At 48.1% G+C, this 24579-nt stretch carries 12 protein-coding genes; 6 read left to right on the top strand and 6 right to left on the bottom strand.

What is annotated here, in order from left to right; translation table 11 throughout:
- Window positions 1-35: 35 nt before the first annotated feature.
- Complete coding sequence (locus tag H6F56_RS08925) at window positions 36-650, top strand: hypothetical protein (protein WP_190666955.1); 615 nt, start codon at window positions 36-38, stop codon at window positions 648-650.
- A 69-nt stretch (window positions 651-719) separates the two neighbouring features.
- Here the strand turns inward: H6F56_RS08925 and pgsA are convergent, their stop codons facing one another.
- The 4 genes from pgsA to H6F56_RS08905 form a co-directional block, all read right to left on the bottom strand.
- Window positions 720-1262 carry a CDP-diacylglycerol--glycerol-3-phosphate 3-phosphatidyltransferase gene (pgsA, locus tag H6F56_RS08920; RefSeq protein ID WP_190666953.1) on the bottom strand — a complete coding sequence of 181 codons (543 nt, stop codon included), beginning with the start codon at window positions 1260-1262 and terminating at the stop codon, window positions 720-722.
- Window positions 1263-1489: 227 nt separating this feature from the next.
- Window positions 1490-2116: a sugar transferase gene (locus H6F56_RS08915; protein WP_190666951.1), complete on the bottom strand. Its 627-nt coding sequence runs from the start codon at window positions 2114-2116 to the stop codon at window positions 1490-1492.
- A gap of 602 nt (window positions 2117-2718) precedes the next feature.
- Window positions 2719-7791: a hypothetical protein gene (locus H6F56_RS08910; protein WP_190666949.1), complete on the bottom strand. Its 5073-nt coding sequence runs from the start codon at window positions 7789-7791 to the stop codon at window positions 2719-2721.
- Between the two features lie 831 nt (window positions 7792-8622).
- Window positions 8623-13572 (bottom strand): eIF2A-related protein, encoded by a 4950-nt coding sequence (locus H6F56_RS08905; protein ID WP_190666947.1) that lies wholly within the window; start codon window positions 13570-13572, stop codon window positions 8623-8625.
- Between the two features lie 191 nt (window positions 13573-13763).
- On the opposite strand from H6F56_RS08905, the gene H6F56_RS08900 reads away from it, so the two are divergent.
- Both H6F56_RS08900 and H6F56_RS08895 read left to right on the top strand, forming a co-directional pair.
- On the top strand, window positions 13764-13952 hold the full coding sequence (locus tag H6F56_RS08900; RefSeq protein ID WP_190666945.1) for a hypothetical protein: 189 nt from the start codon (window positions 13764-13766) through the stop codon (window positions 13950-13952).
- Window positions 13953-15238: 1286 nt separating this feature from the next.
- Window positions 15239-15382, top strand: a complete 144-nt coding sequence (locus H6F56_RS08895; RefSeq protein WP_190666943.1) for a hypothetical protein — start codon at window positions 15239-15241, stop codon at window positions 15380-15382.
- A 90-nt stretch (window positions 15383-15472) separates the two neighbouring features.
- Here H6F56_RS08895 and H6F56_RS08890 read toward each other — a convergent pair whose 3' ends face one another.
- Both H6F56_RS08890 and H6F56_RS08885 read right to left on the bottom strand, forming a co-directional pair.
- Window positions 15473-20239, bottom strand: a complete 4767-nt coding sequence (locus H6F56_RS08890; RefSeq protein WP_190666941.1) for a hypothetical protein — start codon at window positions 20237-20239, stop codon at window positions 15473-15475.
- Window positions 20236-21594, bottom strand: a complete 1359-nt coding sequence (locus H6F56_RS08885; protein WP_190666939.1) for an AAA family ATPase — start codon at window positions 21592-21594, stop codon at window positions 20236-20238. Before H6F56_RS08885 ends, H6F56_RS08890 begins: the two co-directional genes overlap by 4 nt.
- Window positions 21595-22192: 598 nt before the next feature.
- On the opposite strand from H6F56_RS08885, the gene H6F56_RS08880 reads away from it, so the two are divergent.
- From H6F56_RS08880 to H6F56_RS08870, 3 genes are all read left to right on the top strand, one after another.
- On the top strand, window positions 22193-22696 hold the full coding sequence (locus tag H6F56_RS08880) for a GbsR/MarR family transcriptional regulator (RefSeq protein WP_309236478.1): 504 nt from the start codon (window positions 22193-22195) through the stop codon (window positions 22694-22696).
- Window positions 22697-22701: 5 nt separating this feature from the next.
- Window positions 22702-22842: a hypothetical protein gene (locus tag H6F56_RS08875; RefSeq protein WP_190666938.1), complete on the top strand. Its 141-nt coding sequence runs from the start codon at window positions 22702-22704 to the stop codon at window positions 22840-22842.
- A gap of 141 nt (window positions 22843-22983) precedes the next feature.
- Window positions 22984-24558 carry an efflux RND transporter periplasmic adaptor subunit gene (locus H6F56_RS08870; protein WP_190666936.1) on the top strand — a complete coding sequence of 525 codons (1575 nt, stop codon included), beginning with the start codon at window positions 22984-22986 and terminating at the stop codon, window positions 24556-24558.
- Window positions 24559-24579: the final 21 nt, after the last annotated feature.

Here is a 24579-nt window from a genome sequence, read left to right as displayed (position 1 = left end):
ACAATATAGCAGTAGTGAAATGGGGTAAAGAGTTTATGTCATACTCAGAGCGCACAGAAAATAGAGTAGGTGAATCTGTTGTTGTAAATCCGGTCGTTGACTACCACGATCGCGTCAGATGGGGTCCGATCTTTGCGGGAATTGTCATTGCGATTAGCACCCAACTGGTTTTAAGTGCTTTAGGCGCTGCAATTGGGCTGGGTGCCGGCGCGTCTGGAGCGGATGCCGGTGATGCTGCCTTGGGCGTGGGCATTTGGGCAATCATCAGTTTGCTGATTGCTTTATTTCTTGGCGGTTGGGTGATGGCCCGCACTTGTGGCCCGATGAACAGTAAAACCGCTCTGTTAAATGGTGCCATTCTTTGGGCAACCACTTTAGCAATCAGTTCTTGGTTGCTGGCGAGTGGAGTATCGGGAACCTTCGGCGTTGTCGCCTCGAATGCTGGAGAAATCATTAACCAGGCGCAACAGTCCGGTGGTGCTAACGTACCCAACAACGCCCCCAATATCAACAACGCTGAAGCTCGCAACATTGCCGGTAACACAGCCAAAGCAGCTTGGTCCTTCATCTTCGGCTCTTTGTTAGGGTTAGTCGCCTCAATGATTGGCGCTTCTGTGGGAGCGAGAAAACCGGGCGTGCGTGCCGTCTAACAAAGATTAAAATCTTTAGTTTCAATCGACACAACTACACAGTCAGAAATTTGCATCAGCAATCAGTCATCAGCTGTCTAAGGTACTGCCGGCAGCAGATGGCTGATTGCTTTTTGGGGGGAACAAATAAATCGCGCCAGAAATTAAAGTGAAAGCGACGGAAACCCAAAAAGCAATGAGGTTAGGGGTTTTCCAGCTATCAGGCGTTGGTGCAAGCAAAAGCGCGATTGCCAGAATTTGGCTCACAGTTTTGAGCTTGCCCCAAATATTGGCACCGGCAATCGTTTTTTGATTAACCCGCCAACCGGCTATCGTTAATTCCCGCGCCAAAATTAAAAATACGCCCCATGCCGGCACCCAATTAAGTTCTATAAATGCCAGCAAAGGCGCAAGTACAAGCAACTTATCCACCAAGGGATCAAGAAACTTACCCAGATCAGTAATTTGGTTGAATTTTCGAGCGACATACCCATCTAGCCAATCTGTGCCGGCAGCCACCAGAAAAATGGTTAAAGCAATCCATCGGTGTGCTGGCGTTGGGTTGTGCAGCAAATAAAGGAGAAAGGGAACTCCTAAAAGACGAGATAAAGTAATCCAGCTAGCAAGCGTCATTAATTTTTAAAACACGGCGACTGGCTACCAGCTTATATCAATTTTGGAGTTTAAATTTTAGAGATGCTGGTAAAAGTTTGAGAAGAAAGCTTCCTGCCCGCCCAATACTTTTATACAAAAGCATCCCAAATAGACTTTTACTGACAACTCAGCACTTAATAAAAAAACCTGCAAGCGCAGGTTAAACGAGAACTATATACAAGCCTTGCGATTACTCTTTGCTGTGCTTAGCAAGCGCCACTCTTATTCAAAACAACTGCAATTGTCTTTAATATCAAGTTGATGTCATAAACAATTGACCACTTCCGTTGGTAATTCAGATCCATCCGAACAATCTCTTCAAAATCTTTGACACAGGAGCGACCGTTCGCTTGCCATTCGCCGGTTATACCAGGTTTAACATTCAGGCGTTGCCAGTGATGGCTTTCATACCGCTCAACTTCGTCGGGAGTCGGGGGTCTAGTTCCTACCAAACTCATATCACCGATCAAAACGTTCCAGAATTGCGGTAGCTCATCTAAGCTAGTACGTCTGAGGAACCGGCCCACATGGGTGATGCGGGGGTCATTCTCATTTTTAAAAATATGCCCATTCGCTTCGTTATTCACTAAATGCTTGAGCCGATCTGCTCCTACAACCATTGAACGAAACTTCCAAATTCGGAATTTTTTCCCTTTATAACCGCAACGAATTTGGCTGTAAAGTATCGGGCCTGGATTGTCTAGCTGCATTAAAAATGCAACTGGAATGGCAAAGACAATAGCGATTGCTAAACCAACTAAAGCCCCCAAAATATCAAGCAGGCGTTTGGCTTTATTCGTTACGGATGGATGCAACTCTTGCTCATACGACATCAGCTCATTCGTAGAGTTACACCTAGACGGATGGCTCGATAGGGAAGTGGAGAAATTAGAAGTAGTAATCACGGCTGGGCTACAACTTGTATAGAAATCAGGTGTTCTTAGGCTATATATTAAGGGACTTCCAAGATAAAATCCCTGTGATAAATACTGAGATTTACGAAATCTTTGAATTAGCAACGGTTTTGTAAAGTTCTCATGTTTTTCTCTAAGAAATTCAGGAAATTACCGGAAAGAAGTCGGAGTAAAGAGGTTAGTTTTCCGCTTGGGTTCTTTTCTGAACGATTGAGGATTATCCTACAGGAACTAGCAAATCCTGTTGTTGCCAAATTGCCAATTACTCCCTCCTCCTTTAAGAATAAAAAGGGTTATAGGGTGAGGGGGTTATAGGGTGAGGGGGTGAGGGTTCAGGGGCAAAAAAAGCTGATTTTGCGGGTAAATCGGGTTTTTAACCGTTGAGCAAAACTTTCAAGATTCTTGTCAAGGAAGCCTGCGGTTTCTGATGAATCAGTTCTAATCAATCAGATTTGATGCTAGTTATGAGAAAAATTGAGCGGGGTTGAGACAACCCCGTCCCTATAGCCGGCGGTAACAGCTCACCAGTCTTGAGCACTTACGTCCAACAGCGATGCAGATTTTTGGAAACGCTGCCCCAAATCCACCGTAAATGGCTCCTCTAATTGCTGATAGGTGCCGGCCACCAACTGATTGAAATAGGTTCGCAGTCGTTGAAATTGCTGAGGGTTCGGACGATAAGTTTGATTATCTTCCTTATAGAAAAGGGGAGCGGCATTAAGTCCGAGGAAATCAGGATCTTGCCGGCACTCCTCATTCAGCAGCACTGCATCGATCTCACTTGGCAATAAACCGGCAGGCAGCGCACCCTCAAGGATCGTAAAAATACGCGCCTGACAAGCACGAGTATTAATTCCTCTGCGTTCGAGTAACCGCACAATCTCCGCAACATTACAGGCAGAGTTCGGAAACGCACTCAGAAGTTCTCTTAGTAAAAAGAAATCGCTATACTGCTGCCGGTGGATATCAAAAACTTGAGGGTGGAGAGGCAACGCAGCCAAACCGCAGGCGATGCGACTGCAAGCCGGCGGACGGCGATCTTGATAAGTATCTTGAATAATCGTGGCATTCGGAAGTTTTTGCCGTAACCAGCGAGCGATCGCCGGCAGAGAAGCCGTGGCACCCGTACAAATCGCTTGGTCGATGGCCACCGGCTGAATGCCGGTCTGGCTCAGCAGGACATTCAGCTCTCGATTCAAGCGCTGAACAAACGGAACAAACACGCGGCTTTCCAATTCCTTGCGAGTGCAAGTCCAGCGCTGGTTTCCAAGCTCCAGATTAAAGCGATCTTGGTGTTGCAAAATCACTTTCAAATGCTTCGCCGCTTCTAAAAGCGCCTTTCCCTCCGCTGAACCGTGCAAAAGCTGCTGCAATTGATAGCGTTTGTGCAGATCCGGCTGACCGGCTTGGGGTAAATCTTGTAAAGCGGGAAACGTAAAAGCTGTTTTGCCCCTCGGTTCACTTTTTAATAGCAATTGGCAAATAATATCTTGGTCAATTGCATCACCGGCATAAGGACAACTGAGAAAGTTAAAGTCACTGTAGGTTAAATCTTGCAGATTGGCCGGCAAATTGACCAGCGCCAATTCCGATGTCACCGCACCGGCACTTAAAATCAGCGTCTCTCCCAACGAGTCCGCATTAAACAGATCAAGTTTTTGAGAAACACTGCTGGGCACGCTTAACGTTTCACCGGCAGCGCCCCGCACAACCGACAGCACCGTTGCGATCGCATCCTCAACCACAACAACTTGCTCTGCGCGACGCACCAACCCAGCACCCAGCACAGCCTCTCGTAAATTAAAACTGTAGCTATCGGGCCACTGCGCCGGCTGATTTAAAAACACCCCCGCCAACTGAGTCAGCGCCGACTGAAACGTTGCCGACTCCAGACCGGCAGCACCCGTTAATAAACCAGTTTCTGGAGGATTCTTGAGGGGATTAAGCGTTGCCAGCAGCGCTGCCAGCGCTTGTTGCAGCCAGCTTAGAGGAATTTCTTCGCCGGCAGACCACTGTAGAACCGGCTCCCACGGCAGCGCTGAGTGACTCAGGGCGTCTTGGTCAATTTTTGTGCCGGTCATGCCTAGCTTCAAAAAAGGCTTAAAGTCCTCTAGCTGCATCCCCGTGCTGTTCTCAGTTGCCACAGCCCACTCAGCACTCATATCTGGCCGGCTGACAGCCGTGGATAAGCGAAACAAACGTTCCACCGGCACTCCAGATTCGGCTGGTTCCGTTGCCATCCAGTAAACCGGATAAACTTCACAGCTTTGACGGTTCAGCAGCGCTGCCGATAGTCCTGTTGAGCCAAAATCAATGCCAAGATACCAGATTTTTTCCCCTGGCTCCTCTTCAAGCACAATCGCCGGCGGTTGCGCTTTTGCAACGGGTTGAATTACTTCCTGCGTTTCAGCAAGCCGATTTTCTGCAATGCCAGCCGGTTCAGGCGGGGCAAACTCAAAGACTTGCAGGAGGTTTGCCGGCTTTAAATCCTTTTTTTTTTCACTGCTGGAATCTGGGGGGGCCGGTTCCACAGGTGGCAGGGCTTCATCCGCCAGCATATCTGTCAAACTGCCTACTGGGCGTGGTTTCTCAGACTCACGGGACGGTGGGAAATCTTCAGAGGGACTTGTCAACAGATTGTCAAGGGTTGTGGTGCCTAGATCCTGCGTCGGGAATGCTTCCGTCTCCGTGACACTCGGCTCTGAGGACACCGGAAAATCCTCACTCAAGCTGGCAAACAGATCATCCAGGGTTGAGGTGCCCATGTCGTCGGGGGAAACGGTGCCGGTGGGAGCGGGATTCCAATTTTGTGGCTCAAATAAATCGGGTGCCTCTCCCTGAACGGGTGCCGAGGGTTCCTCAGTCATGCTGGCAAACAAATCGTCAAGAGTTGAGCTGCCGGCATCCTCAGCAGACGCTGCGCTGCTGATTGCCTTTGGGGTGCTATCGGTAGACTCAAATAAATCTTGGGGTGCCGGCGAGGCGGTTGCCGAACTCATGCTGGCAAAAGCCTCTTCCAGGGTCATGTTTGGCGTGTTTCTGGGCGCTAGGGGAGGATTAGAGTTTGGCCAGTCTGCCGGTAGAGCCTCGCTCTCACCGGCCAACTCGGCAAACCAATCATCTACACTCGCTAAAAGTGCTTCTTCTTCAGGTGTTGCTGCCAAGTCCGAAACACTCAGCTCATCCGGTGATGCCCCTAAATTTGGGCTGCTTGTCGGTGCCGGCGCTTGGGAAACTTCTATTTCTTCCGCCCACTGCCCAAGGGTGGTGCTTTCCCAATTTTGTTGGGGCAGGCGTTCCGGGGGCGTGGGTGTCGGTTCGAGGGGCGATCCTGCTTTCTCAGATGTCCGCTCATTCACAGCCACGTCTAAATCTGCCGGCACATCAAGCGCCTCGGCACTAAAATCGTCAAAACCTTCCAGGCTGAAAAGATCATTCTGGAGTTGCTGTAGAGTTGTGATCTTGACGGCAAGATCACGATCTGGATCTTCTTCCTCTATAGAAGTTGGCAGCAGATTTTCATCGGGCGAGGCTGGGATGTAGCTGTCTGCCGCCCAGTCATCAAAAAGACTTAAAGCGTCGGGTTCGTCACTGGTTTGCGCTGCCGGCTCTTTTTTAGCTTTGCGAGGTGTTGTATCTGGGGGTTGTTTAGCGGCTAAGGGGGCTGCCGGTTCTGGGAATAAGTCCGAGGGCGTTTCCTTCACATCTGAATTGTCTGCCCCATTTGCAGCAACCTCCGTCACAGATGCCGATCCGGCAACAACTTGTGAGGTGTTGAGATTGACCTCTGCTGGTTTTTCTTCAAATAAATCTTCAAGATTCTCAGGGCTTTGATCCGCTGCCGGTTCGTCCTCAAAAAATAGAAATTCTTCCAGTGACTGCGCTGCCGGCTCGGTGGCTTGAGCGGGTAAGGATGTCTCAATGCTTCCCTCAGCCGTTTCTGTAAAGCCTTCAAACAATGCTTCTTCAAATAAATTTAAGCCGGCACTTTCTGACGGGGCTGGGGCTGCCTCTGCCGATTGGGCCGGCACTGCTTCTTCATCAACCCCAAATAAATTGTCATACAGATCGTTGAGCTGTTGCTCCATGCCGGCTGAAACTTCCCCAGCAGTTAACCCAGCTTCTGTTGGGGAAGTTTCAGGGGTGGGCGCGGCTGTTTCTTGTTGCCATTCTGCGCCCAACAGATCCACCCAAGCATCAAAATCTTCTTGCTCTGTTTCTGTAGCTTCAGAATTAATTGCTGTTGTCGGTAAGAGGGCATCGAGTGACTGGGTGGAGTTGGCAGATCCCACTTCCAAATCCATCAGCAATTCTTCGATAACTGCCTGATTGTCTGGGACGCTGGGCGCTGGTTCTACAAAAGAGAGGGCTGCCGACTCTAACTCTACTGGGCTTTCCCGCTCAACCGATCCTTGACTTCCCCCTGCAGGGTTTTGATCTTGTCCGCTTTTGCCCCCTTTCTGTGCCGGTGTTGCGGTGGATTCAACGCTACGTCGTTTTGCTTTAGTCTGGGCTTGTGCTTCAGTTGCTTTTGCTTGTGCCGGTGGTGGAGACAGCTCGCGCTTTTTCTTAGCCTCGCTGGCCGGCAATTTCGCTTGTGAAGCTGTTGGGGAGGGAATTTCGCCCGATGCCGGTTCTAGATTCGCTACCGGCGTTGGTGATTGCAAAAAGCCGGCTGCTTCTTGTCCTAACTTTAGCGCCAGGTGATTAACCAAGTGAGTAAACATGGTTTCACCCTGCTGCCCCAAGTTGTGCATCTTTTCCAGTCCGGTGGACAAAGACTCTTCATAGCCGTGAACATTCCGCAGCAGGGCTTCAAAGACGACACTGATAGTAGAATCAAGCGTCATTAATAGCTCGTCGCTTTTTTGCTGGAGCGCCTGCATTTGCTCTAGGCGTTGGCGTGGGTGAAGGGGTGCGGCAGAAACTTGCCGGTATGCGGCGGATGGGTCCCATACGGGGATGTAGGGACGTGGCTCAGGTTCACCCGCTCCTTCTAAGGCAGGGTTTTGGTAGCCGGCGACCGATTCATAATTTAAAAGCTGGTGTTCGATATTATTGAGCGTCTGGCTGACTTGCTGAGTCAAACTCTCGTGTACACGCCCCATCAACACTTGCAAAAATTCTGAAATGATTTGCTGCTGGTAAGCCGACTGCTGGGCGAGGGTGTGCTGCTGCTGTCGCTGTGCGTCCAGTTGCCGGATTTCTTTCAGCAGGGTGTTGCGTTCGCGCTGCAAGGCTTCTACGTCTGCCTGCAAGGGCTGCATAAGGTTAGCGCGTAACCCCATCATGTCTTGCACAACAGCTTGTAGTGCCTGTTCAATGGAAACCGGATCGGAGGTGCTTTGTGGTGTTGGGGAACTTTGAACCGGCTGGATGTTTGTTGCCGGCGGTGCGATGGCGGTTTGAGCCATGAAGTCATTGGCAGCGATTTGTTGCCGCAGTTCTAGCAGATAGCTGCGAGTTCGCTCTAGAACCCGACGCGAGTCTTTTGCAGTTTCTCCCATCCACGGCAAGCGCGAACTCGGCTGCCGCAGCACTCCGTCAATATCAGCGATCAGTTCTTGAATTCGATCCAGATGAGAACTCACCATAGAACCCCTGGCTAGAACGCGCGTCAGCTAGATTTAAACTCCCGGAACCCCGGCTGTCACTTTCTATCATGCTAGATTTCCCTCAAGTTTTGAGTGATATTTCCCGCTTGTAGGGGCGGTGATAGCCGGCATCTAGCATGAGTGCCGGTTGAGTATACTATACTCTATGCTTCTGGCCAAGTTCTTTGTGAATGACTGGGAAAGGCGAGAAAGGTTTTTACAGATTTAAACAGATTTAATCGGATTTTTTTGGTTAAGCCGGTGGCGCGGAGGGGTCGGTGTTTGCCAGAGAGGGGGGATAAAATCGGGTCTAAGCTTATATCCGGCACTTGCAATTCACTTGAATCCCTGATAGGGATTGAAACACAGGGGATTGATGCAGCTTGCAATTCACTTGAATCTTTATCAGGGATTGAAACAACCAGACAACATCGTCTTTAACTACACCGTCAACTTGAAATTTAATATAATTACTAAAGGAGATTAAAATTTATAATTGCTTGGCTATAACGTTTTTTAGAAATATGATTGCAAGCTTATAGCGTGGGTGAAGTAGAGTCTGGGTGCAAACTGTATATAACCCAAAATATTAACCGCTATAAACGTTAAAAAGAGACTCCAAAAAACCTATACAAAATTATTTTTATGGGAAAATATTGATTCATTAAAATATATTACTCAGATAATAGATATTAACCTGAATCTCTGCCTTAACTTGCCACGCTCGCTTTTTTATGACGGGTTTTAGCCAGTTCCAGGAAATACTCAAACCCTTTGAAATAAGCCGCTCATTTCCTTTTTATCTGGCTCGGTTATTCTGAATACTACTAGCTAGCGTGGTGCTACCCGATCACAAAGCTGACCTTCGCTTTCACTGCCGGCATTATTCGTCAAGTAATCCTTCAGCCAACCGCAACCGCGCACAATTAGACTGTCTAAATCCAGATCGCCCACACGCCATAGAATAACAGTTTTGTCGGAGCTGGCTAAGGCAAGGGTTTGGCCGTCGGGGCTAAAGTTCACACTATTAACCACATCGTCTAAGTTGAGCGTGGCAATTAAAGTCCCGTCTGTGCGCCAGAGTTTAACCATTTTATCCGCACTTGCCGTGGCAATCGTTTCACCGTCGGGGCTAAATGCAACGCTGTTAACACTGGCATCATGCTGGAGGGTTTTCAGCAATGCCCCATTTTTGCTCCAAAGCTTAACGGTATTATCTGGACTTGCACTCGCAGAGGCAATCATTTCACCGTCGGGGCTAAAAGCCACACTATTAATACTTGCCTCATAGTTGAGCGTTTTGAATTCCTTACCGGCCTTACTCCAGAGTTTAACCATTTTGTCCGCGCTTGCCGTGGCAATCGTTTCACCATCGGGGCTAAATGTCACACTATTGACTGCATCCTTATGCTGAAGCGTTTGGAGTTCCTTGCCGTCTTTGCTCCAAAGTTTAACCGTATTATCTGCACTCCCAGAGGCGATCATTTCACCATCGGGGCTGAATGTCACACTATTGACTGCATCCTTATGTTTATCTAAATTTTTGATTAAAGTGCCGTCTTTGCTCCAGAGTTTAACGGTGCTGTCTGAACTCCCAGAAGCAAAAAACTGACCGTCAGGACTGAAACTGACTGAATTAACGGCATCTTCATGTTTATCTAAATTTTTGATTAAGGTGCCGTCAATGTTCCAGAGTTTGACGGTGTTGTCCCAGCTGCCTGTGACGAGTCTCTGGCCATCGCGGCTAAAACTCACACTGTAAACCCAGTCACTATGCCCAACAAGTGTTCTGGCTAAAGGGGTGCTGTCGCGACTCCAAAGTTTAACGGTTTGGTCATCGCTGGCAGAAGCAATAGTTTGGCCGTCTGGACTAAAACTCACGGCCCTTATAACATCTTGATGGCCTCTTAAGGTTTTCAAGACGGTGCCATCAATATTCCAGAGTTTGACGGTGTTGTCTGCGCTGCCAGAGGCCAGGGTTTGGCCGTCACCGCTGAAACTCACGCTGTAAACGACATCACTGTGCCCTTTGAGGGTGTTGATCACTGTGCCGTCGCTAATACGCCAGAGTTTAATCGTGTTATCGGCACTTGCAGAGGCGAAGGTTTGGCCGTTGGGGCTAAAGCTAACTCTGTAAACGCCTCCTGTATGCTCTTTATTTAAAATTTTGAGTTCTTTACCGGCCTTGTTCCACAGTTTAACGGTGCCATCCACACTGGCAGAGGCAAGGGTTTGGCTATCAGGACTAAAAGTGACATCTACTACCCAGTCTTTATGTCCCTTGAGTGTTCTTAGCGCTTTGCCGTCGAGATTCCAAAGATTAATCGTTTTATCGGTACTGGCGGAGGCAATAATTTGGCCATCGGGACTGAAACTAATACTGGTAAAAAATACTTTGTTATTTGTACCTTTGTTATTTGTACCTTTAAACGTTTTAAGCAATTTGCCATCCTTAAGACCCCAAAGTCTGATGGTATTGTCATAGCTGGCAGAGGCAATTGTCTGACCATCCGCGCTAAAGGTAATGCTTGTAACATTCCCATCGTGGCCGGTTAAGGTTCTCAGCAATTTGCCATCGGGCCGCCAGAGGTTGATGGTGCTGTCTGCACTGGCAGAGGCAATAGTTTGGCCGTCGGGGCTATAACTAACGCTCAAAACGTTGTTTTTGTGTCCCACTAAGCGGTTGCTTTCTTGGACTCTAGAAACTGTTTGTCTGAGTCGTTGGGCAATCTGACTTTTAATTTCTGCTGATAGGGATGATGTCTCCTTAGCAGATTGACCAATCTTGACGCTGTTTGCCAAGACGCCTAGCTGATCGTTATCAATCGAGAGGACAAGCGCTTTAGATGCGGATTGCAATGCCTCAGTCTGGGCTTTTTCTGCTAATTCCCTTAGGTAAAATGCGATTGCAGTCATGCCAGCCAGCAATACAAGGCCGGCTACAGCCGCTCGAAGTTGCCATTTCTGATTACGGTTGAGTCTCTCTTCCACTTGACTTTTTTCCTCTTTTGCTTTTGCTAATTGAGAGAGGAGTTCTTTATCTCGTCGTAATTTCTCGATTTCATCTTGGTTTAGTTTATTTTGCTTTTGGAGTTCTTCAAATTCCGCCTGTCTGTCAGATTTTTGCTGCTGGCGGATGAAGGCAACCAGATAATCGTGAACGAGCTGGTAAAGCTCTGCCGGCACTTCTCTTAATCGAAATATTAACCCCGATTCTACTAAGATTTCTAAGACTAAATCTAATTTGCTGGCTTCTTCAAGTGAGGCTAAATCGGCGGCTAATTCAGCGCGAGTTTTTAGGGGGCGGGTATCATTTTCATCGGTAAGGGAATACAGCACAAATCTAGCGGCGTTTTCATTTTCTTGGCCACAATCTTCGATGGCTTCTTCTAAAAATCGCTCTACCAGTTTTTGCTTCGGGCCTTTTTGCTCGTAGTCTTCGAGGGTAGTGATATTTTCTGCTTGCAGTTGCGACCCAACCACTTGCAATTCTATGGGACGGACTTCCCCAGTTTCACTTGCCAAATCCCGCACTAATTCCTGGATCAGAGCCGGCTCTAAATAAAACTGCGCTCTATCGGTTAAGTTTTTAATAACTTCTGTGGCATCTTTTGGATTAAAGTTACCCAAGTAATAGAGAATATCTTTGCTAAGAATATCGTTATCAATTGCATCCAGTCGAGTGAGACGGCTGCATTCTAATAAATAATGTAGGTAATCTTCTCGTAGGGCAATAATAACTTTGACATAGGGAATATTCAAACAAACTCGCAAAAATTCAAAAAATTCTTGTCGTTTTGCTTGTTCTTTCCAAACAAAGAAAAATTCTTCAAATTGATCAAAAATGAGAACTGTTAATAAATTGCGCTCACCATTTTTTTGTAATTGTTCCAGAATCGATGCCGCTGAATTGAGTGTGGCTGGGTTAGAAGTTGGGGAAAAACGACCGTTTTTCAGCGTCTTTAGTTCATGAACTAAAGTTTTCCCCAATTCCGCGATCCAGTCGGTGTAGACTTGCTGCACCACCGGCAAGGCTTCACGAGTGCCAACGTTGGTTTGTTTTAAAGCCGGCACTAACCCTGCCATGACAATCGAACTTTTGCCCACCCCAGACTGACCATGAATAACGGTCAATTTATTCTGGGCTGTGCTCATTCTGGTTAGCAAACGCTGGACATCTTTCTGCCGCACAGAAGCCGTAATATCTTCAGTAACAGTTGCAGAAACCGGCTCTAAGGCGGGATTAATCGCGTGCCGTTGCGGTTGCAGCCGGCCTGCCCCGATAAAGGCGCGGAAACCATATTGTGCTTCTATGGCTCGCTGTTCTTGCTTAATATGAAAGGCGTCTAAATACCGGCTTTGCTGAAAGTACAGCTTTTGCAACTTTTCCAAGATTTGGAGATACAGTTGCGGATCATACTGCGGCTGACTTTCTTGGCGGGCTGTTTCGAGTCGAGCAACGGCTTCAGAATGCTGGCCCAGCTCATCCAGGGCTTGGGCCAAAAGCAACAGATATAAACCCCGGTGATGTGGCCCGGTTGCTGCGGCTTGGGCCACTTGTACTGGGGCAGCCGCCTGAATGGTTAAAGCTTGCTGGGCGTATTGCTGGGCCTGTTGCCAGTTAGACTGGTGCAAGGCGACTTCTGCAAGAAACCCATAATCTTGAGCCAGTTGAACTTGATGCGTGCCGGTTTGATGCAGTTGCAAGGATTTTTGAGCGAGCACGGCCAAGTCTTCCCAGGCTTCTAAATCTCGCAGCACTTCGCCTAGCTGGTTGATAAATTTAGCGACTAAGTCCTGATGCCCCGCCTGTTCAAAAACCTCGATGCACTGTCCCAGGTGGCGACGCGCTTCTTGCAAGTAGCGCCGGCTTTCCGCGCGATGCCGATCTGCTTGTCGGCGATAACACAGCCCGATATGAAATAGTACGACTCCCTGCCACTGTCGATCTAGCGAAAGCTCAGGGCTGTGGTAACTAATCGATGTCGGGTGAGGGGAAAGCGGGATTTGGGTGAGTGTGGGATGGTGGTTATTGACTTGTTCCTGCCAGAAGTTCAAGCTTTGCTGATAGTGTTCTAGGGCGGCTTCTATTTGGTGATTGGCATAGTCATCACGGCCTAAAATAAATTGCAGACCGGCTTCTAAGGCGGGTTCTAACTTAACTCCGCGCTTTTGTAACTCGGTGCGGGCTGATTTCAGTTCTGAGGAAGAAGGGGAACTGAGGATGGTGGAGTTGGGCAAAAATTGGCCGGCACCGGCATTCAAAACCGCAGAAAATACCCGTTCTGTGTTTTGCCGGATGAAATCGATGAGTTCTTCTGCGGTGAGGGCAAATTCAAAAGCAGTGGCGTAGGTTTCAAAATCGGGTGCTAAGCGAATCAGCTTTTGCAGCACTTCGTCATTGACCCACAATACCAGGGGAAAGCGAAAACTTTGGGGAAATTCATCCCGAACTAAATTGGTTGAGGTGAGGACTTCATCGATGGCACTGACTGACTCTAAGCCGAATACCATCAAAGCTTCCGGTTGTTCTTTAGCCAGTTCTGTCTGGATGGTGGCGTAGAGCATCTTCACAGATGCCGGCAAGAACAGCTCTTGAATTTGAACGGGACATTGCTCCCGCAGCTTTTCTACGATACGCCCTCGCAGGGTTGCGTAGTTGCAGCGCGCTAAAATTAACGAAAATTGCCCTTCTGAAAGGGTCAGCGCTCGGTTGAGCGTCCGCAAAGCGCTATTGTTTTGTGTGGCGATATCTTCGTGTTGCCGGTGCGGATCGATCATGCCTTAAATCCCTTTGTCAAAACCGAATTAATCTGAAGTTAGCACCCCCCTTGTATGCGCTCGCTCGGTCTGCGGTCAGTCATGTTTTATTATTCCCACAACAACATACTGCCTAAAGCGCGTTGAATTTCCTGTTTTACCTATCACGCCTTGTGACTGGTGTGTTCAGGCAATAAGTTCCACTTATTTTAGTGATTTGTTTAGCCTGTGCAATCTTTGTATTTGGCTCAGCTCAAGTCATTGCAGCGTTTCTTGATTGCAGCTTTTCAGCAATTAAACTCAGTGCTGCCGGTTTGCTTTGCGAACACCGGGCGAGAGGAGAAGTAAGTTCGGCTGCTCTTGCCGGCACGCCCATCAACATTTTAGCCCGATGGGAGTAAACTCGAAATTCACCCTAAAAAGGGATCAGCTAAAGCACATTTAATTTGTCTTGCCGGCGAGGGGACTAAAATCTGCGAATTCCTCGCTCCATCGCCTGTAAAGCGGGCGCACACGTGGGTACGCCCCTACAGTTTCTCTTAATCTCAATCAACAAATTAAATAGATAGCCGCTCATCAGCGCACTTCCCCCGTTTCTGCCTTTGTTGGTTGTTCCTGTCTTGATTTGGATGCGAGTGAGGTACACTCCAGACTGGCTATTTTAGAACTTAGTATAAAAAGTCTGCCGATTGTTTAACTGCACTCTCAACCCGATTGGCGCTGGGATTAACCGGCAGCCGGTTGGCGCAATCTCAGAGAGAGCCGACTTGAATCCTGAAATAACTTTTTAACTTTGCAGCAATCAAAAATTACTTCAAAATTGCTAATTTTTTGCATAAACCAATCCTGAAGTTAGAACCCTCAACACATCTTAGTCTATCCAGTTTTAACCGATTGAATTTTTCCACTTAGGTTAGGTTCGTTGCTTCACTCACCACCACAAACTCACTGACGAGAAACCCGTGCCGCATCAGATATCACAATTTATCCCCAATAAACGGCACTCTCTTGTTTTCCGCCCAGTTGCCACGGGTGCCGACAAAATGGGCAGAGGAAAATTGAAGCTGTCTTTACCGACTCTTGCTATTGATTGCAAAACCGAGCTGTCCAACATGATCATCTTACTATTGCCGGCCCAGCTCCGCTCCACACCCAGCCAGGGCAGCATCGGCAGCGCTATCATCAAACTAACTATTTGCTTTCGCATATTAACGATCTCCTTCTTTGTGCGAAAAACGGATAGAGGCTGTGCCCTTGGTTTTTGATTCTTCATGGCTTTTCTCAGTCTTTTTATTAATTTAGTAGATTCGTTGGGTTTTCCAAAGATTGCTTGATGCCAACAGCTACTGAAGCCCTAAAGTTGAAAGATGCCTTAAATATTCCCTCACTTTGTCTTTTACTTTTTTTTACGTGTCCCCTCGCATTACTATCTTCAACAACGACAACAAATCGGGAAAATTACCGAGAACGCTCTGGTAAAATATATTAACTTTTTCTACCTAATTCCATTGTCTCTCTTCTGGCGAAAGATAGCGTAGTAACTATGACACTCCCGGCAACGGATAATAGGCACTGTACTGAAAGAGTACAGTCGGCAACGCTCCAACGTGCGTATCTGCTGTCTCCAACCCTGATCAGGATTGGAGTGCGAAGCATTTAGACGTAAGACGGCAACCGGCAGCCGGTGGTGCCTGTAAACAAAGGCACCGACCGAACATCAGGACGGTTGAGCAACTGTTCCGTAATTACAGAACTCGCTCGCTCTGCATTCGCGTGGCGATGGGGAGTTCTGCCACCGGCAACCTTACGTTTAAGCGGGTTGCCGGTATGAAGGTAAAAAGGTTACACAGCATTCACGGGTTTACGTCTCATAACTTATTTCTCACGTCAAATACGGTATCCGTTCAATGGCAAAACGCTTTTAAGTCTCGTTTGCCATTCCCTCACACAAATGTCGCTCACTCTCACTCACATTGGGATTGGTTCTTAGATAGTCACTGAGCCAATTGCAACCGTGCAGCAGTAACTCATCAAGATCCAAAGCTTCGGGTTCTAGGCGATCAAGACTCCAGAGTTTCACCGTTTTATCAGCGCCGGCAGAGGCCAAACTTTGGCCGTCTGGACTAAAACTTACTTGTGAAACCGTATCCTTATGACCCCGCAAAGTTTGCAGTTCTGTCCCATCTAAAAGCCATAGTTTGATAGTTTTGTCTGCGCCGGCAGAGGCTAAAATCTGGCCGTCTGAACTAAAACTCACACTCAAAACTGAATCTCGATGTCCCTCAAAGGTTTGCAAGAGCGTTCCATCCAAACGCCAAAGCTTAACAGTTTTGTCCCAACTGGCAGAGGCCAAAATCTGGCCATCCGGGGTAAAACTCACATCCCAGACGCGATCGCTATGACCTTGCAACGTTGTCAAAACCGGCTCTACAGCGTCCAGGCTTTCCAGGTTCCACAGCTTAACCGTAGAATCCCAACTGGCAGAAGCTAATGTCTTGCCATCCGGTGAAAAACATACACTCCAAACGTTGTCTGTGTGACCTCTCAGGGTAACCAGCAGTGTGCCATCAAGACGCCACAATTTCACGGTTCTGTCCGCACTCGCAGACGCCAAAATCTCACCATCCGGCGAGAAACAGACGCCACCGACCCAATCGTGATGGCCGGTAAGCGTTGCTAAGAGTGTGCCATCAACACGCCACAGTTTCACGGTTCTATCCGCACTTGCAGACGCCAAAATCTGCCCATCTGGGGAGAAACAGACGCGCTTCACCCAGTCGTTATGACCGGCAAGCGTTGCTAGAAGTGTGCCATCCAGACGCCAGAGATTGATCATTTTATCAAAGCCGGCAGTGGCGAGTGTCCTGCCATCTGGAGAGAAACCCACACTCATCACCCGATCTAGATGAGCGATATTGCGCCGGCAAGCCAGATCAATCTGCCATAGCCGAATCGTGGTATCTGCGCCGGCAGAAGCCAGGATCGCCCCATCTGGCGAAAACCGCACGCTATTAACTTTGTCAGTGTGACCCTTAAAAGTGGCGATAGCGGTTCCGTCTAGCTGCCAAAGTTTCACTGTTTTATCCCAACTGCCGGTGGCTAGTATCTCCCCGTCTGGAGAGAAACCGACGCTGGAAACCCAATCACTATGGCCGGCAATTGTAGCCAGCAATGTCCCATCCCTTCGCCAAAGTTTGACGGTTTTATCGGCACTCGCGGAAGCCAGCAATTGCCCGTCAGGACTGAAACTCACCTTCCAAACTCGGTCGCCATGACCGCTGAGGGTGGTTAGTAATGTGCCGTCAAGTTGCCACAGTTTCACGGTACTATCTGTGCCGGCAGAAGCAATTATCTGGCCATCCGGGCTAAAACTCAGGCCACTCACCCAACCTTGATGTCCCGTGAGGGTGGTTAGCAAAGTTCCATCCCGCTGCCACAGTTTCACCGCCATGTCCTCACTGGCAGAAGCAATCGTCTGGCCATCCGGGCTGAAACACACGCTAAAGATGCGCTCACTGTGGCCTCTAAAAGTGGTAATCACAGTGCCATCTAGCTGCCAAAGTTTCACTGTTTTGTCCCAACTGGCAGAGGCAATAATTTGACTATCTGGACTGAAACTGACACTATTTACCCAATCGCTATGGCCTTGAAAACTTAGGATTTGGCTGCCGTCAAGTTGCCACAGTTTCACCGTTCCATCCCCACTCCCAGAGGCTAGCAGCCGGCCATTAGGGCTGAAACTGAGCTGAGTTACCCAATTTTGATGTCCCTGCAAGCGATTGCGTTCTCGCGCTTCTGAGATAGCTTGCCGCAATATCTCGACTGTTCGCTGTTTAACGTCTAGGGGGGCGTGTGTCTGTTGCAATTGTCTGCCGGCTTTGACGCTGGCGACTAATGCTGCGAGTTGATCATGTGATAGCAGTAAGACTTGAGATAATGAAGAAAGTGCTTCAATTTCCGCAATTTCTGCCCGATTTCGTTCTTGCTGTTCTTGAGACAGTGCCTGTCTGAGCTGTTCTTTTGTTAATCGCAGTTCTGCTTGCAGTTGCGGGTGTTGGCGCTGACGAATTAAACTAACTAAATAATCGTGAACGAGTTGATAAAAATCTACCGAGACTTCTTTTAATAAGGAAACGATTCCAGATTGAACTAAAATTTCTAATACTAAATCTAATCTTTCGGGTTCTGCTGCTAAATCATCCGCTAATTGAGCGCGAGTTTTGAGGGGGCGGGTGTCGTTTTCATCGGTGAGAAAATACAGCACCATTCGGGCAATATTTTCGTTTTCTGGGCCGCAGTCTTTGACGGCTTCTTCTAAAAACTCTGCAACTAATTTTGCTTTCGGCCCTTTTTGCAGGTACTGCGCTAGTGTTGTAATATTTTGCGCCTGCAGTTGGGCACCCACTACCTGTAACTCTATAGGGCGAACCTCGCCACTTTCTCCCGCTAGATCCTGCACGATTTGCTCAATTAAGGCCGGCTCTAAATAAAATCGGGAGCGTTGCGTCAAACTTTGGATAACGGCTTTCGCATCTGCCGGCGTAAAATTTCCTAAATAATAAAGAGTCTCTTTACTGAGAATATCGTTATCAATAGCATCCAGCCTGGTGAGGCGAGTACATTCCAATAGATAATGTAAGTAATCCTGCCGCATGGACAGCACGACTTTCACAAAAGGAATATTTAGGCACTCGTTTAAAAAAGTATAAAATTTCTGTCTTTCAGATTGAGATTTATTTGTAAAGAAAAATTCTTCAAATTGGTCAAAGATTAAGACTGTTAAGAGATTGCGTTCTGCATTTTGTCGCAATAATTCCAAAATTGCCAAGGGAGAATCCAGCGGCTCGTTAAATTGAATACCTTTAATTTCTAAGAGCGCATCTGATAACTGCCGGCCTAATTTGCTGACCCAATCGTTATAAACTTGCAGCACCACCGGCAAGGCGTCTCGCGTGCGAATACAACTTTCTTTAAGAGCAGGAACTAAGCCGGCAGTAATAATCGAAGTTTTGCCAACACCAGACTGCCCGTGAATCACCGTCAGTTTATGCTGAGGGCTGCTAATTCTGGTTTTTAAACGATTGACATCCTGTTGCCGGCCAGACGCTATAATTTCGCAGGCAACGGTGCCTTGATGTGCCGATTCTACCACTGCTGCTAGATTAATTGCCGGTTGTTGAGGTTGGAGCCGGCCAGCCCCAATAAAAGCCCGTAACCCATATTGCTGCTCAATAGAACGCTGTTGTTGCTTAATCCAAAATGCCGCTCGATAGTGACCTTCTTCAAAGTACAGCGAGCGCAATATTTCCAAAAATCGAATGTAGCGGAGGGGGTCATATCGAGGCTCACTTTCACTAATCGCTGTTGTCATTTCAAAAGCAATCTCTTCTAAACTGTTATGCGCTTCTTGTCGCTGCCCCAAATGCCGCTGCGCTTTCACGAGAAATAATTGGCAAACTTGCCTCCAAAGTAAGGGAAATAACTCTGGATTTTGAGTTTGGCCGACAACATCGTTTAAGATTTGCAGTGCGAGTTCAGCTTGTTGTTTGGCGTCTTCCCATCGAGCGTGTCGCAGGGCAGATTTTGCGAAAAACGCATAATCTTGGGCTAACTGAATGGAATTGCCAAACATCTGATGGAGTTGCAGGGATCTGTGGGCCAGGACTTCTAGCGATTCCCAAGCAGATAATCGCTGCAAAACTTCTCCAAGGTGGCTAATAAACTGTGCAACTAAATCTGGACGTCCTGCTCGCTCCAAGATATCTACACACTGTTGGAAATAACGTCGGGATTGTTGCCAGTATCTGCGCTTTTGGGCCGGCACCCGATCAGCAGTGCGGCGATAGCACAGTCCGATATGAAACAGCAAAACACCCTGTCGCTCTAAATAAGGAGCCGGTTGCAGGGAACAACTTTCAGCAGATGTCCCTGCCGACTCCTCTTCCCTAGGCGTTTGCCAAAAGGCTAAACTTTTTTGGTAATGCTCGATTGCGTCATCAATGAGATCACGCGCGTAAGCATCTCGACCCAGAACAAATTTCACACCAGCTTCTAACGCTGAATCTAACTGAATTCCACGCCGTTGCAAATCTTTCAAAGCTGACTGAAACTCTAAGCAACTGCGCTTACCTAGGAGGTGGCAATTGGACAAAAAGTTGCTAGCGCCTGTTTCTAAAACTGCACTAAAAATTCGCTCAATTTTGTGTCGTAAAAAATCAATTAATTCGTTCGTGGGTAGCGCAAATTCAACCGTTGTTAGCCAGCTTTCAATATCAGGTACTAGCCGAATCATCTTGGGCTGAATTTCATCATTAACCCATAATAAAAGCGGAAAATGGCAGTGTTTGCGAAACTCCTCCCGGTCAGCATTCATTGAGGTTAGCACTTGCTCAATTGCTCTCACCCCATCTAAGCCAAATACCATCAATGCCGGTGGCTGAGCGCTGCCGAATGCGGCTTGGATCGGGCTATAAAGTGTCTGGACTGTCTCCCCTAAGACAAGTTCTGGTATTTCTATGCCACATAGTATTCGCAGCAGCCGAACCATACGCTCACGCAAAGATTCATAGTTGCAGCACACTAAGATCAGTGAAAATTGATCTTCACTGAGTGCGATTGCGCGGTAGAGGGTTTGCAATGAACCCTCGTTACCGGCCACAACTTCTTCATCTTGGTTCGGCTGCATCATGACTTGAATTCTTTTGCTTCTGCCAAAATCGGATTGATGTCGTACCAGTGCCCTTGATCGTTGCGGTATTCAAACACAAACATACTGCGGAGCAAGATTTGATATTCTGTTTCACCCCTGACGCTTTTTGTTCGGGCCACTTGACGCAGTAATTCCCATTCATCGGGTTCAATTGCTCGCGAGAGTTCGTTGCAGCGTTCCTGAATAACGCTTTCTAACCGCTGACGCGGGATGGGTAGATCGCCTTTTTGAATACAGCGATAGAGTAGCCCTAATAAATTCCGAACATGACCACCACTGACACGGCACAGCCGATCTAAGGTATCAAGGCTATCAAAGATTTCTGTTACTAAAGTAATGCGTCGATCTGGTTCGACATCCGGAAATGCACGCGCGAGTACCATTTGCCGCAGCAATGCCACGCCTTCGGTGCAGTCCAGCCCATCGGATAGCTGTGCCGGCACCATTGGCAAGACTTTAGCATCTACACCCCCCCCCAGGCGAGACATCAATGAACCGTAATCATTGGAGAAAGTTAATACCAAGGGAATCGTATAAACCAGGTGACAGTTGAGTTTGCGTAACTGCTCACCGCGATCAACAAAGAGATATTCTGGCTGTGTTCTTCCAGATGGCAGCCGGCGCGGATCAACCCGATCCAGGTTATCGACAATCACCACCAGTCCTTCTCTTCCCCGCTGTCTGAGTGAGTGAATGGCCGGTTCTAGAAGTTCTTGGTTAATTGATTGCAGAATGCTATTGGTGCGCGGTTCGAGGTATTCCCTGAGCCGGCTGCGGACATCGGGGCTTTCTTTGGCTTGTGCTGTGATCTTGCCAATTCCAAATGCCAGTGAAAACTCTCCATCTGTGCCGGCACGCACTTTTCCCACTCCCGGCAGCGAGGCTTCAGCGGTTAAATCGATCTCGGTTTGCAGAAGATCGGCTGCACCTTTAAGTAAAGATCTAAAGCCTTTTGGTTTCAACTCGATCTTCAGTTTCTCAATACTTTCACTAACTTGACGAGCAATCATCAGCAAAATATCGCTAACATCAACGTCTACTAATTCCAAGTCTTGATTGGACTCGAAATAAACGACGTGAAATCCCTGTGCTTCTAATTCGGTTCTGAGTCTGAGCAGTTCTGTAGATTTCCCACAGCCGATATGACCGCTAAACAACTGGCAAGTTGGCTCATCGGCTTGCAGAATGGCGATGGTGCGCTCGATTTCTTCGATAATTTTGCTGCCTCGCACAGGGGAGAAATCTATGTAGTATTTCTCCTCTTCGGCATTTTTCATATCGATTGCTTTGGAGGGGTTACAAGCTTTATAAAATCTGCGTACATCCAATGCCATAACAATTTACCTTTCTTACTACGATTAAATTTACTGCGCTGGGTTAGTTCAGCGCTCTTTATTAATTTAGGATGCTTGTGTTGCCATAATTGTTGCGAATCGATTTAACCGACACTGAAGATTCTGACAAAACCAGTCCAACCTGCCAGCCAGTATTCATTTTGCCTTTGTTTTAGCCCTTGAGCACCTTTCGGCTGTGACACTCTTGCAAAAAGTCGGTTAAGTCTTACACAGCCGGTGCCGATATCAAAGATTTGGATAAGACCGGCTCGCCTCACAAAAGCCGGCCTACAGGCGCTCTCCATGACCAAGGGTGGAAGCATTGCCTGCGCCCCAAGCATTAAACTGCTTTCTGCGGGACTGACACCCGGCAGAGTGGCACCTTGGACTACGGCCTAATTCCCGTAGCGGTTTAACTTTAACAAAGCGGGTTAAACACCTGAATTTACTGAGTGATTAACCTAACCGCTTACTGTTGACATCTTAACAAAAATATGACTTAAAGCACAAAGAGAGTTCTAATCGTTCAGTCTTGACTGAACATTCAGAAAGATGTTAAATTACGGATGGGTTCAAATCCCTGGCAAAGGCATAACGTGTGGACGAAGAGCAACGGCAATTTGAATTGAAGCGGTTTGTCGAAGAAGTGGGCTTATTGTTCGAGTTCGCCGGTCTACCTCGAATGGCCGGTCGAATTTTAGGCTGGCTGTTGATTTCAAACCCGCCGCACCAGTCTACAGGCGAACTAGCCGAGGTTTTGCAAGCTAGCAAAGGCTCGATTAGCACCATGACTCGGCTGCTGATTCAAGCCGGCTTAGTAGAGCGCACGAGCCTGCCCGGAGATCGCCGGGACTACTTTTGTATCAAACTGGGTGCTTGGTCAGCGTTAATCAAAGAACGAGTTGCTCGAATCACAGCAATTCGACAGCTAGCTGAACATGGGTTGCAACTCCTAGAAGGCGAAGATCCGCAGCGGCGGCAACGCTTGCAAGAGATGCACGACTTTCACGCTTTTTTTGAGGGGCAATTTCCAATGATGATTGAGCATTGGGAACAAGAACATCCCCCAAGAGACCGGCCCAATGTTTCGCAGAAGTCTTAAAAGTCATGCACTCAGGTGAGTCAACTGGAGGACGTGCGATCTGTGATGGGGAGCGTAAGTTGGAAAGTAAGCCGATGAGAAGGGTTCGCATCTTTGCCTCAGTGATTTCCATTCCAGAAAAAGTCGTTACAAATCGTTACAATTAATACAACTCTAGCCGCCGGCGTTGAATTCAGCTGATTCGCAGCCAATCGTTATGTCGCCTAGTTCGGCCCTGCTTTCCAGAGTTTAGAAATAATCCGACGAATTCTCGTTCATTTTTACTGATTGATTTCAGGAATACGGTCATGCAATTGCAGCCAGCAACGAATAAAGAATCAGCTCTCAAACAAGACCGGCAACTGCCACCAGAGCCGCCTGTTGATCGCTCAGGCAAGCCCAAACGAAAATGGATGCCGAAAGGGAAAGGTTGGGCAATCGGGCTGATTGCGGCTGCGTTGCTGGGCACCGGCGGCACGGCATTTGTGGCGTTGCGGAATGCCGCACCCAAGGCAGATATCAGCCAGCTAACCGTGCCGGTGGAGTCAAAAAATCTGACAGTGCGGATCGGGGCGAGTGGGGCAGTGCAGCCGGTGCAGCGGGTCAATCTTAGTCCGAAAACACAAGGACGTTTAGCTGAATTATATGTAGAGCAAGGCGACAGCGTGGAGGCGGGGAAAGTCGTTGCTCGCATGGAAAGTGCCGAAATAGAAGCACAACTAATGCAGGCACAAGCGCGGCTCTCTAGCGCCAAAGCCCGTTTGCAACAGCGGCTGACAGGGAGCCGGCCAGAAGAAATCGTCCAAGCGCAGGCACGTCTGAACCAAGCGCAGGCGAGTTTAGACCAATTGCGAGCCGGCAGCCGTTCTGAGGATGTTGCCGAAGCCGAAGCCGGTGTAACGAGAGCACAGGCGCAAGTAGAAGAGGCGCAATCGCGGTTAAACTTGGCTTCCAGCAATGTCAGGCGCAACCGGGAACTAGCCGACGTGGGGGCAATTGCCAGAAAAGACTTGGATCAGTTTCTCGATGAAGAGCGTAGGGCACAAGCAAACCTAGAACAAGTGAGAGCCGGTGTTGCAGAAGCAAACCGTCGGTTAGAAAAACTGCAAAATGGCACCCGCCCAGAGGAAATTGAACAAGCCGAAGCGGCAGTGGCAGAAGCCCAAAGCAGTTTAGAGCAGCTGCAAAATGGCACGCGCCCAGAAGAAATTGCTGCGGCTAAGGCAGATGTTACCGAGGCGGAAGGGCAAGTGCGCTTTTATGAAGTGCAATTGGAAGATACAAAAGTTCGCGCTCCCTTTGCTGGGATTATTACGCAGAGATACGCCATAGAAGGTGCGTTTGTGACGCCGGCAACCTCTGCTTCTGACGCGTCTTCGGCAACGTCAACTTCTATTGTTGCCCTCGCGAGGGATTTGGAAGTCTTAGCCAAAGTCCCCGAAGCAGATATCGGTCAAATTAAAGCCGGTCAAACGGTTGAAATTGTTGCCGATGCTTATCCTGACCGCGTCTTTAAAGGTCGCGTTCATTTAATTGCCCCGGAAGCCGTGAAAGAGCGAGATGTCACCTTATTCCAAGTACGGGTGAGCATAGATGCCGGCAAAGATCAGTTACAGTCGGGAATGAATGTAGATATTAAATTTGTCGGCGACAATCTCAGTAATGCTTTGGTGGTTCCTACCGTGGCAATTGTCACCAACAAAGGGGAAACCGGCGTCTTAATTCCTGACGAAAAAAATCAACCTAAATTTCAATCTGTTACCGTTGGCTCTGCCATTGGTAATCAAATTCAAGTCTTAGATGGCGTAAAAGCCGGTGACCGCGTATTTCTTGAACTTCCCGAAGGTAAAAAACTAGAAGATGTGATCAAAACGATTAAATAAACCCTCATCCATATATCTCTA

Source organism: Microcoleus sp. FACHB-672 (assembly GCF_014695725.1).
Lineage (GTDB): Bacteria > Cyanobacteriota > Cyanobacteriia > Cyanobacteriales > Oscillatoriaceae > FACHB-68.
The sequence above is the reverse complement of the archived record's forward strand: the minus strand, read 5'-3'. Positions and strand labels throughout refer to the sequence as shown.